Genomic DNA, 14,730 nt, shown 5'->3' with positions numbered 1-14,730 from the left:
CCGATGAACCCCCTTGCCGAAATTCGCCTTGATGACGTTCGTTTCAGCTATGGTGAAACCGCCATGCATTTCGATGCGACGATAGAGGGCGGTGTTATTGCTGCAATTGTCGGACCAAGCGGTTCGGGCAAGTCGACACTTCTCAACCTCATTGCCGGTTTCGAATTTCCGCAATCCGGTCGCATCTTCATCGGCGATAAAGACGTCAGTGAACTTTCGCCAGCGGATCGACCTGTTTCAATGGTGTTTCAGGAAAACAACCTGTTTGCCCATCTGACCGTCGAACAGAATGTCGGCCTCGGACGTTCACCGAACCTGAAGCTCTCCGCGCAAGACCACACCGATATTGCGGAGGCTTTGTCGCGTGTCGGGCTCGCAGGCAAAGAACAGCGCAAGCCGGAAGCGCTTTCCGGTGGCGAACGCCAGCGCGTGGCGATTGCCCGGGCTCTTATACGCCAGCGCCCGGTTCTGCTCCTCGACGAAGCCTTTGCCTCGCTTGGCCCGGCGCTGCGACACCAGATGCTGGATCTGGTCAGGGAGCTTCAACTTGAAACCCGTATGACGGTGCTGATGGTGACCCATACGCCTGAAGATGCGCTCTATCTCGACGCGGTGTTGCTTTTTCTCGACAATGGCCGGATTTCCGCAATAGGCCCCGCCACTGAACTACTCTCTTCGACTGGACCGGAAGCATTGCGGCACTATATCGGCGAAAAGCGGAATTCGACGCTAAACCTCAAATAGAGTTACGGTTGCGGACATATTTTGTTCGCAATCTGCCGGAAGAACCGGCTACAGCTTTCTTATAGTGCCCATGTACGGCTTGTACGCTTTCTGGTCTGTGGCTAGATTTGGCCCCGGATCAAGCAATCTGATTCAGAAGCGAGGATAAAATACTGTTCCGTCAATCGACCCGTTCCCGGGCCTTCCTGTGTCTACCCATCTCCCTGCCAGAATGGACGCAGCACAATTGGCGGAAACCAGCCATCGGTCTTGGCTTGCTTGCGGTCGCCCTGATTTCCGGTTGCCAGTCGATCAATTCCAGCAAGGATCTTGGACTGCAGCCTTCCGACAATCCCGTGACGGTCGACAATGTGACGCGCAATGACCGGCTGGCGCAGCTCGGTGCGCAACAACATCCGCGCATTCTCGCGACCTATGGCGGCGAGTACAAGGACCAGAGGCTTGAACGTATGGTGGCCAAGATCGTCGGCAAGCTGACGACGGTTACCGACAAGCCGGACCAGACCTATCGCATCACCATTCTCGATAGTCCCAATATCAATGCCTTCGCATTGCCGGGCGGCTATCTCTACGTTACACGCGGCCTGCTTGCACTCGCCAACGACTCTTCCGAAGTCGCAGCCGTGATTGCCCACGAAATGGGCCATGTCATCGCCAATCACGGCATTCTGCGGCAGGAGAAGGAGGCGGAGACGGCCATCGCCGGGCGCGTCGCCAGCGAAGTCCTGCATAATGAATCTGCCAGCCGCGAGGAGGCGCTGCGCGGCAAGCTGCGGCTTGCCCAGTTCTCGCGTAATCAGGAACTGCAGGCGGATGCCATCGGTATCAAGATGATCGGCGAAGCCGGTTACGATCCGTTCGCTTCGGCGCGTTTCCTGCAATCGATGGAAGCCTATCAGGGCTTTCGTTCGGTTTCGGGCGCGACCGATGCCAGCCTCGACTTTCTCGCAAGCCATCCGGCAACGCCGCAGCGCATCCAGCTTGCGCTTGGTCATGCACGCCGCATCGGCGCACCCGGCGTCGGCACAACTGATCGCGATTCCTTCCTCAACGGAATTGATGGCCTTCTCTACGGCGACTCGCCCAATGAAGGTTATGTCCGCGAACAGACCTTCATCCATCCGAAGCTCGGTGTCACTTTCCGCGCACCAGATGGCTTCACCATCGACAATTCGGCCAATGCGGTCATGGCAAGCGGCCCCGGCGAAGTTGCCATTCGTTTCGATGGCGCATCTCTTCCGGCGGGATCAAACCTTGCCGACTATATCCGCTCGGGCTGGGTAACCGGTCTCGACGACAGTTCGATCCAGACCACCACCATCAACGGTTTGCCCGCCGCAACTGCGCGCGCCAGCGCCGACCGGTGGCAGTTCGACATTGTGGTCATCGGTGCAAACAACAAGGTCTATCGCTTCCTGACAGCAGCACCGAAAGGCAGCAACGCCCTTCTGCCTGCTTCGCAGACGGTCACACAGTCCTTCCGCTTGCTGTCGCCTGCCGAACAGAACGCCATCAAGCCGCTGCGCATCCGCGTCGTGACGGTGAAGCCGGGCGACACGCTGGCCAGCCTGTCGGCACGCATGCAGGGCACCACCCGCAAACTGGAACTGTTCCGCCTTCTCAATGCCATGTCGGCAGGGGCGACGGTTTCGGTCGGCGACCGCGTGAAGCTGATCAGCGAGTAGGTCGTGATGACGGAAACACGCATCCACTCTGTCCTTGCCGGAAAAATCGCTCCTCTCGGACCGCGTAGCGTTCCAAGCGGCATCGACAAGCAGCCGGTTACTGGCAAAGTCCGCGTGACTTTCGAGGGGCTGGACTGCGATGCGCAGGGCGACCGGAAAGTGCATGGTGGACCGGAAAAAGCGCTCCATCATTATCCGCATGATCATTATGCGGTCTGGCGCGAAGAAATCGGCGAAAACCCGCGTCTGAGCGCGCGTGGCGCCTTCGGCGAAAACATCTCCACATCGGGTCTGAACGAGCACAATGTCGCCGTGGGCGACAGGTTCCGGCTCGGCAGCGCACTTGTCGAGGTTTCACAGGGCCGCCAGCCCTGCTGGAAACTAAACGAATGCTTTGCAACCGCCGACATGGCCGTGCGCGTGCAGAAGACGGGGCGGACAGGCTGGTATTATCGTGTTCTGGAAGAAGGCAATGTTGAAGCTGGCGATTCGATGATCCTCGTCGACCGCCTTTCACCAAACTGGACACTGCATCGTGTCTGGCACCTGCTTTATGTCGACACGCTGAACTATGACGAACTGTCCGTGATGGCGGAGCTTTCGCACCTCGCCGACAGCTGGAAACGCTATGCCGTGCGCCGCCTCGAAAATCGCAAGGTCGAGGACTGGTCGTCGCGGCTTGAAGGCAAGGCCACCGAACCACAAAAGTAAGGAGCCGTTCGGCCCCTCACTTGTGTTGCCCTGATTGTAACAGCTTATGCCTGATAGGCAGCCAGTTCGTGCTGGCTCAACAAGGCAATCTTCAGCTTCTCCATCGCACGGCTTTCGATCTGCCGCACCCGCTCCTTGGAAATACCAAGCTTTTCGCCCAGCGCTTCGAGCGTCACGCCGTCATCATCAAGGCGACGCTCGCGGATGATGTGCAGCTCGCGCTCATTCAGCGTATCGAGCGCTACATTGAGCCATTGATTGCGACGTTCCATATCGATGGAGCTTTCAGCGACCTCATCCTGCAAGGGATGGTCGTCAACCAGAAAATCCATGCGGCGGGCTGCGCCCGATTCCTCGTTGTTCACTGGTGCCGACAAGGAGCTATCCGGCCCCGAAAGACGGCTGTCCATGATCTCGACATCGCTTGTCGAAACGCCCAGCTGATCGGAAATTTCGCGATACATCTCGGCCTTGGTCATATTGTCGTCGGACTGAGCCAGTTTTGAACGAAGCCGTCGCAGATTGAAGAACAGCGCCTTTTGCGCCGAACTTGTTCCGCCGCGCACGATGGACCAGTTGCGCAGGATATAATCCTGCATAGACGCACGAATCCACCACGATGCATAGGTCGAGAAGCGCACTTCCCGTTCGGGGTCAAAACGGGCAGCGGCTTCAAGAAGGCCGACATAGCCTTCCTGGATGAGATCGTTCATCGGCAGTTTGAATTTGCGGAAGCGCCCGGCCATAGAAATGACCAGTCGCATATGTGCGGATGTTATGCGGTGAAGTGCTTCCTGATCTTTCAGTTCCTTCCAGCGAATAGCGAGGGCTCGCTCCTCTTCGCGCTCCAGATAGGGAGCCGACATTGCGCAGCGGATCATGGATTGGGAAGAGGCTGCTGTCGCTGGGAGGCTACGCGCAACCATAGGCATGCGATTGGCTGGAACTGCGGAAGAACTGCTCATGGATGACTGCTTCATCTGGTTCTCCTGTTCTGAACTCACGCCCATCGGGCGTTCAGTGGAAGGATATGCCAGTCCCACAAAGACTCATTGGACGAACTTGCGAATTCGCCCAAAACTCCCCGCCAGGCCCATTCTTTGGCCAAAGTAGTTACGCCGCAAAACAAACCCGTTTACGAACTGGTGTCTGGGAGAACGCGTCAGCTGCGATCAGGTTCCCATCAAGCAAGGATAAATCTCTGACAATGCAGGAAGATGACTAGGAAGGTTAATGACTGGCTGCAAAATTCAATAGAATTTTAACCAAGTGGCCCACTCAAAAAGCGGGCCACTTGTCAGAGCGCGTTTAGATCTGCGTCAGTCCTCCGTCGACGACAAGGTCTGTTCCCGTCGAGAAGCTGCTTTCGTCCGATGCAAGGAAAAGGGCTGCAGACGCCAGCTCTTCCGGACGCCCCAGACGTCCCAGCGGCACATAAGCGGCACTGTTCGTGCGATACGCCGCTGCTTCCTCCGGTGTTGTGACCTGCGACTCAATAATGGGAGTGTCTATCGGCCCAGGGCTTAGCGTGTTCACCCTTATCTTGTTTGCAAGTAGTTCCGCCGCCGCCGAACGCGCGAGAGATCGCACCGCCGCCTTCGTAGCATTATAGACGCTGTAGCCCGGCGTTCCCTTGCTTGTCATACATGTAGAAAGAAGAATGATCGAACCACCGTCACGCATCACGGGAAGAGCTCCCTGGACGGTGAAGTATGTACCTTTCACATTGATATCGAACATCTTGTCGAAGTGATCTTCCGAAGCATCGCGGATCGAACTCAATTCCACAACGCCGGCATTGGCGACGAGAATATCGAGACCACCCTCCTCGTTCTGGACTGTTTCAAATAGCCGATCCAAGCTACCCAGATCGGATATGTCGGCCTGAATTGCCGTCGCACCTCGTCCCAGCTTATTTACGGCGGCTTCAAGTTCCGCCTTGCGACGACCAGCAATATAGACAGTCGCACCTTCCTTGATAAAGCGCTGTGCGATGGCAAATCCAATACCGCTGGAACCACCTGTGACAACGGCGACTTTGGAAACGAGCTTACCCATGAAATCCTCGCTTGGGTTCGTTGAACGACAGGGAGCCGCAGGTCCATGAGCGATATTGCGCATACCCTGCCTGACAGCTAGATATGACGAACCCGTGGAGGTTTAAACTGAAGATTAACGCACAACCCTCGTGAGAAAACGCACCATGGATCACTGGAATGAGGTTCGCATGTTTCTCGCGGTCGCTCAGGGCGGCACGGTTCGCGCTGCAGCAGATGCGTTGGACGTCAATCATGCCACGATCATACGTGGTATCAGTCGGCTGGAAGAAACACTGGAAACAAAACTGTTCGACAGGCTGGCGTCCGGATACCGGCTTACGGATGCGGGAAGCGACATTGTTGAACTCGCAGGACAGATGGCGACAGCCTCATCCCAGATCGAGGCTCGGATTTTTGGGCGCGATCAGCGTGTCTCCGGGCCTCTGAGGTTCACGCTCCCGATTTCAATGGCGACTGACCTGCTGATGCCATCCCTCGCAGATTTCAAGGCCGCCTATCCAGACATTGCACTGGAAATCCTGAGCTCGACGTCAATGATTAATCTCGTCAACCGCGAAGCTGATGTCGCTTTGCGTGTAGTCGTTGGCGGAAAGACGCCACCCGACAATTTATACGGAACAAGACTCTGCCAATTCCACATGGCATTCTACATTCATCGAAATCTGATGACACAATCTTCACCAGCTTCCGCAACCTGGTTGCTGGGACCAAACGAAAATGCTCCATCAGATTGGGAGGCAGCGACCGGGATTAAAATGGCTGCCAATCCGGTCCGCTTTGCGGAGATAGGATCACAGTTTCAAGCAACGCGGGCTGGGATGGGCATCTCGTTTCTCCCATGCTTTCTTGGCGATAGCGAACCGAAACTCATGCGCGTACCCGGAACCGCCAGTTCCTGTGTAGGCGATATCTGGCTGCTGACCCATAGCGATACCCGACAAACAAGGCGCGTCCGCCTGCTATGCGATCACGTGCGAAGGGCAATACAGGGATTTGTGGGTCTATTGAATGGCCAAGCGATATCTTAGCAGGTCAGACACCGACATCCCCCAGACATACAAGGGCAAACAACTCATGAGCGCTGAGCCAACAGATCGAGCAAATCGGTCAGTCGCTCGACGCAATGCATTTTGAAGCAATCTGCTTTCCATCACACGGAGAATGACGCAGGCGAACTCTTCTCAATGGAGAAAAAAAGCCCGGCTATAATGCCGGGCCTTTTTGAAAGAAAGAGAAGTAAAGCTGCTTATGCCGCTTCAACTTCATCGTCATCGAGGTCTGCTTCAGCGTCGGCTTTGCCGCGCTTCGGTCCCTTGGCGAGATTCGCTTCGATCAGACGAACAGCTTCGGTTTCCGAAAGCTTGTTCACGGCAGCGATTTCGCGCGCCATACGATCAAGGGCAGCTTCATAAAGCTGGCGTTCCGAATAAGACTGTTCCGGCTGGTTCTCAGCGCGGAAAAGATCGCGAACGACTTCCGAGATCGAGATCAGATCGCCGGAATTGATCTTTGCATCATATTCCTGGGCGCGGCGCGACCACATGGTACGCTTCACACGTGCGCGGCCCTGTACGACCTTGAGTGCACGTTCAACATAGTCGGTCTCCGACAGCTTGCGCATACCGATGGAAGCGGCTTTGGCAACCGGCACCTTCAGGCGCATCTTGTCTTTTTCGAAATCGATTACGAAAAGCTCGAGCTTGTGGCCTGCCACTTCCTGCTCTTCGATAGTGACGATCTGACCAACGCCATGAGCCGGATACACGATGGCCTCACCGGCCTTGAAACCGCCACGCGCTACTGGAGACTTTTTCTGCTGGGATGACATACGCTTCATTACTCCCTGTTGTGCCCGGCGCGACCCGCCGGTTGACACATGATGTTCGACCGCGCTCCGGAGAAATGAAGCACGGAAGTTGTTTGTCGGCTTGGAACTGAAACCGTATCTGACGGCAAATCTAGCCGACCGGGTGTACGGTGAGGGGGACGACGCCAAATCGCAATCATCTTCCCCGGTGCCATCAGCCCGGTACTAAAGATCAGCCCTTTCAGAGATTAACGCATAGCGCCACGAATTGACGTCCAGTCACCGAAATTATTGGAGCAACCTAACACAATTTCGCGAAAGAATCAACAAATTGCCAAATATGTCGTATCTGGCAATGCAACACGCCTAAAATATGGGCGTTTTCCCGTGATTTCATTCGTCTTTTGCCGATGCATTGCAGAAAAAGCAAGTGATAAATCCTGCATTCCTGTAATGTCGGACAACCTGGCAGTCTTGCCAGGCTGAACCTACATGTTCCTGGAGCGCAAAGTCTTCCGGAACGAAGACATACTTATACAATACCGTCCAGCTCGCAACAGCCTGCAAGCAGTACCTGCAATACTGGCCGGGTATTAGTCACCGCTACCAGGCTCGGCGGAGAAATACTTCTCCAGTTTGCCAGCCACACCGTCCATTTCCTTGGCCTCCGGCAGGGCATCTTTCTTCGCGGTAATATTGGGCCATTTTGCCGCATATTCCGTATTCAATTCCAACCACTTGTCGAGGCCCGGCTCGGTGTCGGGGCTGATCGCCTCGGCAGGGCATTCCGGTTCACATACGCCACAGTCGATGCACTCGTCGGGATTGATGACGAGCATGTTTTCGCCTTCGTAGAAGCAATCGACCGGACAGACCTCGACGCAGTCCGTATATTTGCAGCGAATGCAATTATCGGTCACGACATACGTCATCGTCGAACTCCTGTTGCCGCCCGAATTCCAGAACAGGCGGCTTATCTATCCTACAGCTTTGCGCCGATACTCCGGCAAGCCGACAATCGGCTCGGGGCTTTGGAATATCTCGCCACGAAGTCACTGTGCACGGAAATGGTTGCGGGTCTCAGCCCATGCCCTTTTATGACAATGCGTGAGGTAGCGATTTTATCCTGCCGTGACAAGGGTACAAACGCCGCAATGTCACGAAGTCACGCACATCTGAAACAGCATTTCGTTTGAAGGCTTTTACGTGGAAAAGGCTTTCGCCGGGACAGTTCAACACGCAATTTCCATCACCGCCAAAAGATGCCTGCGGCAACGCGTCCGTATCAGTTTCCGCGCAAACGATCCGTTTCACGGCGTTCTTTCTTGGTCGGGCGCCCGGCTCCGCTCTCACGTTGCGGCGTTACCGCCTCCGCCGCCATCGCAGTAGCAGATACCGGTGGCGGCGAAAGATCTTCATAAAGAAGCTGGGCTTCAGGCGCCGGACCGCGGCGCTCACCTGGAGCAACGATCTTGTAAACGAGGATACGACGGTCGAGTGTGATGGTCAGCACATCGCCAACCTTCACCTGATGAGCGGCCTGCTCAATCTTGTCACGGTTGACCCGGACCTTGCCGCCGACGGCGAGTTTCGCCGCCAGCGATCTTGATTTGACCACGCGCGCGAAGAACAGCCACTTGTCGATTCGCTGTCTTGCGCCCGCTTCTGCAGTCATCTTACTTCTTCATCTGCTCTTTCAGAGCAAGAAGCTTGGCGAAAGGCGAATCGGGATCGATACGTGCAGGACGTTCCTGCTCCACACGTTTGCCGCCCTGATGACCATGATCGCGCTTCGGCTGACGCTGATTGCCACCACGGAAGTCACCCTTGGAACCTTCGCGCTTGCCTTCGCCGTCATGACGCTTTTGCTTGTCGAAGCGCTTGCCGCCACGATCATTGCGCGCCTGCTGCTCTGCTCCGCCTTCCGACTTGCGTGCTTCGCCGCCCTGATCGCGGTTCTGATGACCACGATTCTGGTTACCGCGATTTTGACGCTGACGGTTCTGATCCTGATTGCGGTTGCGGCCTTCAAAACGCCCCTGACGCCACAGAAGAACAGGCTTCGGTTCTTCAACCACCGCTTCTGCGATTTCACCTGCCGGTTCGGTTTCTGCCGCTACAGATGCAGCTTCTTCCGCTTTGGCTTCGGTTTCCGTCTCAGCGACAACAACCGCCGGTGCGGGCACAGGTTCAGCCGCTGGCACAGCAGGGTTCTCAGCCTCTGCGACCGGCGAAACGCCAGCTTCCTTGGCGGCAGCTTCAGCCGCGAAAGCATCCAGCTCAGCAAGCTTCGCCGTGACGGCAGCGGCTTCCATGGCCTCGTGACGATAGCCGAGGCTCTTCAGGATTTCTTCCATATCGTCGGTGGTCGCACCGAGAATGGACATCATGGCAGGCGTGACGATGAACCGTCCGCCGTCATAAGCGCCATCCGGACGCGCACCGGACCCCGGACGCCAGGCAAGCGCCGGACGGATCAGATCAGCAAGTCGTTCCAGAATATCGATGCGCACGGCACGACGGCCCAGCACGCGATAGCCTGCCAGACGGTAGAACATCGGATCGAACGCCGGATCGACCACGACCGACGTGCGGCCAGCCGCCAACACATTCACGACGTCGCCATAACCGGCCCGTTCGCGGCCATCATTCTTGAGCGCCCAGAGCAGCGTGATGAGGCCAGCCGGAGCGGGCTTCAGCAGCATGGGCATGAATACGTGATAGGCGCCGAAACGCACACCGAGACGGCGTAGCGCCGCGCGCGAATCCTGATCGAGCCCACGCACTTCCTCTGCCACATCGCGGCGCGGAAGAATGCCAAGGTTCTCGACGATCTGGAAAGCAAGGCCGCGTGTCATGCCGGTCAGGGCATCAGCGGCAGCCAGATCGGTGAGCGGCTTCAGAACGGTTTCGATATGATGGGCGACGAACCGTTCGATACGCGCGGCAACCTTGTCGCGCGCCGCTCCGGTAAGTTGTTCGTCGGCCAGGATCACCGCGCGCGGCTTCAGCAGGTCATCACCTGCAACCAGCGTTGCGACCGTTGCACCAACCCAGCGCATAACGCCATCCGAGCCGAGCGCGAAATCGCCGTTCGGCGCAGCAGCAAAGCGCTCCGCGCGGCGTTCGAACTCGGCGGCCAGCGCCTTTTGTGCAGCCGACTTCACCGCCTTTGCGTCCGGCCCCTCGGCCTGAACGTCAGCGGTAAAACGGAATCCTTCCAGTTGCCCGACATTGTGGCCTTCGACAATCACGTCTCCGGCAGGGCTGATTTCTGCTTCAAGCATGGCATTCTCTCTCAGGCGCCTCATAAGCACGCTTGTCCTGCGGTCTACAAAGCGTTTCGTCAACCTTTCATGCAGCGCGTCGGACAATCTGTCCTCAATTTCGCGCGTCTTTTCCTGCCAGTGTGTCGGATCGGCAAGCCATCCCGGCCTGTGCGACACAAAAGTCCAGGTTCGAATTTGCGCCACACGATGCGACAGGGTGTCAATTTCCCCCTCTGTGCTATCGGCGCGGCGCACCTGTTCGCTCATATAATCTTCATCGACGCTCCCTCGGCGGACAAGATCCTGATAGATGGTTGCAATGATATCGGCATGCTGCGCCGGCGCGATCTTGCGATAATCGGGCAGCGCGCAGGCGTCCCACAAAAGCTCAATGCGTGCCGGTGTCTTGGCAAGCCGCACAATCTCTTCGTCTTTCGACAAATTTTCAAGCGCTTGTTGATCGACGGCTGGCAAAGCCTTGGCCAATCCTTCGATCGGCGCGGGCGTTTCCAGAGAAAATCGCAGGGAATCGAGTGTTGAAAAGTCGAAACGGGCCGTTCGCCACTGCAGGACCTTCACCGGATCGAAATTATGCGCTTCCACCCGCTCGACCAGTTCTTCGTCAAACGGATGCACCTGCCCCGTCACGCCGAAGGTGCCGTCACGCAGGTGTCGGCCCGCACGCCCGGCGATCTGTCCCACTTCTGCGGGCGTCAGATCGCGGAACTGATAGCCGTCGAATTTGCGATTCTGCGCAAAGGCAACATGGTCGACATCCAGATTGAGCCCCATCCCGATAGCATCGGTCGCCACCAGAAAATCGACATCGCCCGACTGGTAAAGCTCTACCTGTGCATTGCGTGTGCGCGGGCTGAGCGCGCCCATCACCACCGCCGCCCCGCCGCGCTGGCGGCGGATCAGTTCGGCAATCGCATAAACCTCGTCGGCGGAAAAGGCGACAATGGCGGAACGGTTCGGCAGGCGGGTAATCTTCTTGGACCCTGCATAGGCCAGATGCGACAGGCGCGGACGCGTCACCACATTGATGCCACGCAGAAGCTTTTCCAGAATGCCGCGCATGGTTCCTGCACCAAGCAGGAGCGTCTCCTGCCGTCCGCGCAGATGCAGGATGCGGTCGGTGAATATATGGCCCCGCTCCAGATCACCGGCGAGCTGCACTTCATCGATGGCCACGAAAGCCACATCGGTGCGGCGCGGCATGGCCTCAACCGTGCAGACGGAATAGCGCGCGCCGGGCGGCACGATCTTTTCCTCACCTGTGACCAGCGCGACATTGGCCGCACCAACCCGTTCCACGACGCGGTTATAGACCTCGCGCGCCAGAAGGCGCAGCGGCAGGCCGATCATCCCGCTTCCATGCGACAGCATGCGTTCGATGGCCAGATGCGTTTTGCCGGTATTGGTCGGCCCAAGCACCGCAGTCACATCGCGGCCACTCAAGGTCAGCGGCAAATCATGGGCAGGGAGTTGGTTCATGCCAATAATCGGGTTCCCGGTACAAGCGCCCGTCACGGGCTGGATGCTGGTTCTTGCGATAGCACTATACGACCTGCACCGGAAGCGCTCCTGTTAAGTTTCAATATGGACGAGTTGCCAGCCTTTCGGCGACCGATACGCATCCGGTCAATAACTTGTCGATTAACGATTGGAACGACTCTGGAACGAATCGGCGACGAATCGCTGACTCGGATAGCTTCGCCTTTTGTTCACGGCAACATATAGTAAGCCTAACACAAAACCCCACAATATGATGAATCGGATGTTCCGCTTTTCTGTGTTTTCCTGACGCGAAACGACACCGCCGTTAACTTTTGGCAAAACCTGTCAACAGGCTGTTCCGGTAGCAAGGCGATTCTTCAGAAAATCTTAATGATTACTGATAGTTCGTTAATCCCTGAACGGTTGCGAACACGATCTTCATTAACCTTCAGGCCAAAGCCGGAACGAATCGGCGACGAATCGCTGATCCGCAAAGTTTCTCCATTTGTTCTCACCACATCTGGTGTTCAAAGTGCCCGACACACCATAGAAAATCGAAACCAGACGAACCTTGATGAGCATTTCTTCGATTTCGCATTAACTTTTCCGGCAATTCCGTATGCCCGACCCCGCCGATTTCAAACGTCTCATTGCGGAAACAAAAAGGCGAACGGAGCTATTTCTCCGCCCGCCTCTGTTCTGATAAAGGCGAAGGTCAGTCGCGCTCGACGCACAAGGCAACGCCCATGCCGCCGCCGATGCAAAGTGTCGCCAGACCGCGCTTGGCATCACGGCGCTGCATTTCGTAAAGCAACGTTGTCAGAACGCGCGCGCCGGAGGCACCTATCGGATGTCCGATCGCAATTGCTCCGCCATTGACATTGACGATATCCGGGTTGAGGCCAAGATCACGGACAACGGCGCAGGACTGCGCAGCAAAGGCTTCGTTGGCTTCGACCAGATCGAGATCACCGACGCTCCAGCCTGCCTTTTCCAATGCCTTCTTCGTCGCCGGAATCGGCCCCGTTCCCATGATCGACGGATCAACGCCAGCCGTCGCCCAGGAAACGATGCGAGCCAGCGGCTTCACACCACGTTTGGCAGCCTCATCCGCATCCATCAGAACGACAGCCGCAGCGCCATCGTTAATCCCGGATGCGTTACCCGCTGTAACCGTTCCTTCCTTGTCGAAAGCCGGTCTCAGCTTGGTCAGAGCCTCCATCGTCGTACCGGGACGGATATATTCGTCTACTGAGACAACTACATCCCCCTTGCGACCTTTCACGGTGAAGGGAACGATTTCATCCTCGAACCTGCCGGCAGTCTGTGCAGCTTCCGCCTTCTGCTGGGAGGCCAGTGCGAACTCATCCTGATCGGCGCGGGTCAACTGCCACTGGCGGGCGATATTTTCCGCCGTGATCCCCATGTGGTAGCCATTGAAGGCATCGGTCAGGCCGTCCTTCAGCATGGTGTCGATCATCTTGAAGTCGCCCATCTTCACGCCCGAACGCAAATGCGCGCAATGCGGCGCCATGGACATGGATTCCTGGCCGCCTGCCACGATGATCTTGGCGTCGCCGGAAAGAATCTGCTGCATGCCGAGCGCGACCGCCCGCAAACCCGAACCGCATAGCTGGTTGATCGAGAAGGCCGTTGTCTCCTTTGGGCAACCGGCGTCCATGGCTGCCTGCCGCGCCGGGTTCTGCCCTTCACCTGCCGTCAGCACCTGTCCGAGAATAACCTCGTCCACATCAGTCGCCGCCACACCGGCGCGTTCCAGCGCGCCTTTGATGACCGTCGCACCCAGTTCATGTGCGGGGATATTGGCAAACGCACCGTTGAAAGCGCCCACTGCGGTACGCGCAGCGCTGGCAATGACGATGGCTTTCTGGTCGGACATTCTTTCCTCCTTGAAATGTTGCGCAACACAAAGACCAAAATTCCGGCCTTGGCAAGCTTTGCAGTGCGTCAGCAACCGTCTTCATGAAAATCGATAAAGTGTTTTTCCCATGGCGAGCAGCATTGGAGTGTGCATTGCCGGTCATGATCGCTAAATTACATTTAGCTATAAATAGGAGATTATCCATGCCTTCACTGACGCTCGAACAAGCCAATGGGATTATTGCCGGTGCCTTTGCCAAGGCGGCGGAGCTGAAACTGAAGCCGCTGGCTGTTTGCGTTCTCGATGCGGGCGGCCATGTGAAGGCTTTCCAACGTCAGGACGGCGCGTCCATGCTCCGCTTCGAGATCGGCTCGGGCAAGGCCTATGGCGCGCTTGCGGTCGGCACCGGCTCACGCTGGCTGAACAATCAGGCAAAGGACCGTCCACACTTCCTGGAAGGCCTCTCGGGCGTGTCGGGCGGCAAGGTCGTGCCGGTGCCGGGTGGCGTTCTGATAAAGGATGCAGGCGGCGAAATCCTCGGTGCAGTCGGTATTTCCGGCGACACATCGGACAATGACGAGATTGCAGCCATTTCCGGCATCGAAGGCGCAGGCTTTGCATCTGACGCAGGCTGATTTTCAATAATTGTTCTCGATCAAGGCCGCTTCATGCGGCCTTTTTCATGCAGTTTGCAGAGAAGGCCGCACAAAAGAAAACGCCGCTTCCGGAAACCGGAAACGGCGTTTTTGAAAACCATCTTTCGGCTGCAATGCAGCGTCAGACTTATTCCTTGGCTTCGAGGACCTGACGGCCGCGATACATACCGCTCTTCAGATCGATATGATGCGGACGACGAAGTTCGCCCGAGTTCTTGTCCTCGACATAAGTCGGGGCCTTGAGAGCGTCAGCCGAACGGCGCATGCCGCGCTTCGACGGAGACGTTTTTCGTTTTGGTACTGCCATGGATCCAGCTCCACTGATCGGTCAATAAACGTCCGGCACGGCCCCGAAGAGCCTGTCACATCGGACAAAATTCCGGAAAGTCACGTGCCTATACACGCTCTAACGGCAT

At 56.9% G+C, this 14,730-nt stretch carries 13 protein-coding genes; 5 read left to right on the top strand and 8 right to left on the bottom strand.

Annotation, left to right across the window (positions count from 1 at the left end):
- The first annotated feature begins 3 nt into the window (after positions 1 to 3).
- The 3 genes from thiQ to FG152_RS20035 all read left to right on the top strand — a co-directional run bounded on the left by thiQ (position 4) and on the right by FG152_RS20035 (position 3,140).
- Positions 4 to 744, top strand: coding sequence for a thiamine ABC transporter ATP-binding protein (gene thiQ, locus FG152_RS20045; RefSeq protein ID WP_029376278.1), 741 nt, complete (start codon positions 4 to 6; stop codon positions 742 to 744).
- Positions 745 to 947: 203 nt separating this feature from the next.
- On the top strand, positions 948 to 2,429 hold the full coding sequence (gene cdlP, locus FG152_RS20040; protein ID WP_029376279.1) for a cell division protease CdlP: 1,482 nt from the start codon (positions 948 to 950) through the stop codon (positions 2,427 to 2,429).
- Between the two features lie 6 nt (positions 2,430 to 2,435).
- The gene (locus FG152_RS20035) at positions 2,436 to 3,140 is read left to right on the top strand and encodes an MOSC domain-containing protein (RefSeq protein ID WP_010661435.1); all 705 of its coding nucleotides are present in this window, start codon (positions 2,436 to 2,438) and stop codon (positions 3,138 to 3,140) included.
- Between the two features lie 44 nt (positions 3,141 to 3,184).
- On the opposite strand, the gene FG152_RS20030 is transcribed toward FG152_RS20035, so the two are convergent.
- Complete coding sequence (locus FG152_RS20030) at positions 3,185 to 4,120, bottom strand: RNA polymerase factor sigma-32 (RefSeq protein ID WP_498988107.1); 936 nt, start codon at positions 4,118 to 4,120, stop codon at positions 3,185 to 3,187.
- A 328-nt stretch (positions 4,121 to 4,448) separates the two neighbouring features.
- Entirely contained in the window at positions 4,449 to 5,198 is a 750-nt protein-coding gene (locus FG152_RS20025; protein WP_010661437.1) for an SDR family NAD(P)-dependent oxidoreductase, read from the bottom strand.
- Positions 5,199 to 5,343: 145 nt separating this feature from the next.
- Between FG152_RS20025 and FG152_RS20020 the strand changes: the two genes are divergently transcribed.
- Positions 5,344 to 6,228, top strand: a complete 885-nt coding sequence (locus tag FG152_RS20020; RefSeq protein WP_010661438.1) for a LysR family transcriptional regulator — start codon at positions 5,344 to 5,346, stop codon at positions 6,226 to 6,228.
- 218 nt (positions 6,229 to 6,446) lie between these two features.
- On the opposite strand, the gene FG152_RS20015 is transcribed toward FG152_RS20020, so the two are convergent.
- The 5 genes from FG152_RS20015 to FG152_RS19995 form a co-directional block, all read right to left on the bottom strand.
- Positions 6,447 to 7,028, bottom strand: coding sequence for a CarD family transcriptional regulator (locus FG152_RS20015; protein ID WP_006471273.1), 582 nt, complete (start codon positions 7,026 to 7,028; stop codon positions 6,447 to 6,449).
- Positions 7,029 to 7,600: 572 nt separating this feature from the next.
- The gene (fdxA, locus tag FG152_RS20010; RefSeq protein WP_006467781.1) at positions 7,601 to 7,939 is read right to left on the bottom strand and encodes a ferredoxin FdxA; all 339 of its coding nucleotides are present in this window, start codon (positions 7,937 to 7,939) and stop codon (positions 7,601 to 7,603) included.
- A 353-nt stretch (positions 7,940 to 8,292) separates the two neighbouring features.
- Entirely contained in the window at positions 8,293 to 8,682 is a 390-nt protein-coding gene (locus FG152_RS20005; RefSeq protein ID WP_010661439.1) for an RNA-binding S4 domain-containing protein, read from the bottom strand.
- A 1-nt stretch (position 8,683) separates the two neighbouring features.
- Complete coding sequence (locus tag FG152_RS20000) at positions 8,684 to 11,773, bottom strand: helicase-related protein (protein ID WP_010661440.1); 3,090 nt, start codon at positions 11,771 to 11,773, stop codon at positions 8,684 to 8,686.
- 718 nt (positions 11,774 to 12,491) lie between these two features.
- Complete coding sequence (locus FG152_RS19995) at positions 12,492 to 13,676, bottom strand: acetyl-CoA C-acetyltransferase (RefSeq protein ID WP_010661441.1); 1,185 nt, start codon at positions 13,674 to 13,676, stop codon at positions 12,492 to 12,494.
- Positions 13,677 to 13,861: 185 nt separating this feature from the next.
- On the opposite strand from FG152_RS19995, the gene FG152_RS19990 reads away from it, so the two are divergent.
- Positions 13,862 to 14,293, top strand: a complete 432-nt coding sequence (locus tag FG152_RS19990; RefSeq protein WP_010661442.1) for a GlcG/HbpS family heme-binding protein — start codon at positions 13,862 to 13,864, stop codon at positions 14,291 to 14,293.
- Between the two features lie 148 nt (positions 14,294 to 14,441).
- Here the strand turns inward: FG152_RS19990 and rpmF are convergent, their stop codons facing one another.
- A complete protein-coding gene (gene rpmF / locus FG152_RS19985; protein ID WP_006467787.1) occupies positions 14,442 to 14,621 on the bottom strand; it encodes a 50S ribosomal protein L32 in 180 nt (59 codons plus the stop codon).
- Between the last annotated feature and the right edge of the window lie 109 nt (positions 14,622 to 14,730).

This window comes from Ochrobactrum sp. XJ1, assembly GCF_024701725.1.
In the GTDB taxonomy this organism is placed as follows: Bacteria; Pseudomonadota; Alphaproteobacteria; order Rhizobiales; family Rhizobiaceae; genus Brucella; species Brucella anthropi.
This window is presented reverse-complemented; position numbering and strand designations above follow the sequence as displayed.

Coding starts and splice junctions, on each gene's coding strand:
- FG152_RS20020 (WP_010661438.1), top strand. CDS start 5,344: ATGGATCACTGGAATGAGGTTCGCATGTTTCTCGCGGTCGCTCAGGGC.
- FG152_RS20005 (WP_010661439.1), bottom strand. CDS start 8,682: ATGACTGCAGAAGCGGGCGCAAGACAGCGAATCGACAAGTGGCTGTTC.
- FG152_RS20000 (WP_010661440.1), bottom strand. CDS start 11,773: ATGAACCAACTCCCTGCCCATGATTTGCCGCTGACCTTGAGTGGCCGC.
- FG152_RS20035 (WP_010661435.1), top strand. CDS start 2,436: ATGACGGAAACACGCATCCACTCTGTCCTTGCCGGAAAAATCGCTCCT.
- FG152_RS20025 (WP_010661437.1), bottom strand. CDS start 5,198: ATGGGTAAGCTCGTTTCCAAAGTCGCCGTTGTCACAGGTGGTTCCAGC.
- rpmF (WP_006467787.1), bottom strand. CDS start 14,621: ATGGCAGTACCAAAACGAAAAACGTCTCCGTCGAAGCGCGGCATGCGC.
- fdxA (WP_006467781.1), bottom strand. CDS start 7,939: ATGACGTATGTCGTGACCGATAATTGCATTCGCTGCAAATATACGGAC.
- FG152_RS20015 (WP_006471273.1), bottom strand. CDS start 7,028: ATGTCATCCCAGCAGAAAAAGTCTCCAGTAGCGCGTGGCGGTTTCAAG.
- FG152_RS19995 (WP_010661441.1), bottom strand. CDS start 13,676: ATGTCCGACCAGAAAGCCATCGTCATTGCCAGCGCTGCGCGTACCGCA.
- FG152_RS19990 (WP_010661442.1), top strand. CDS start 13,862: ATGCCTTCACTGACGCTCGAACAAGCCAATGGGATTATTGCCGGTGCC.
- FG152_RS20030 (WP_498988107.1), bottom strand. CDS start 4,120: ATGAAGCAGTCATCCATGAGCAGTTCTTCCGCAGTTCCAGCCAATCGC.
- thiQ (WP_029376278.1), top strand. CDS start 4: ATGAACCCCCTTGCCGAAATTCGCCTTGATGACGTTCGTTTCAGCTAT.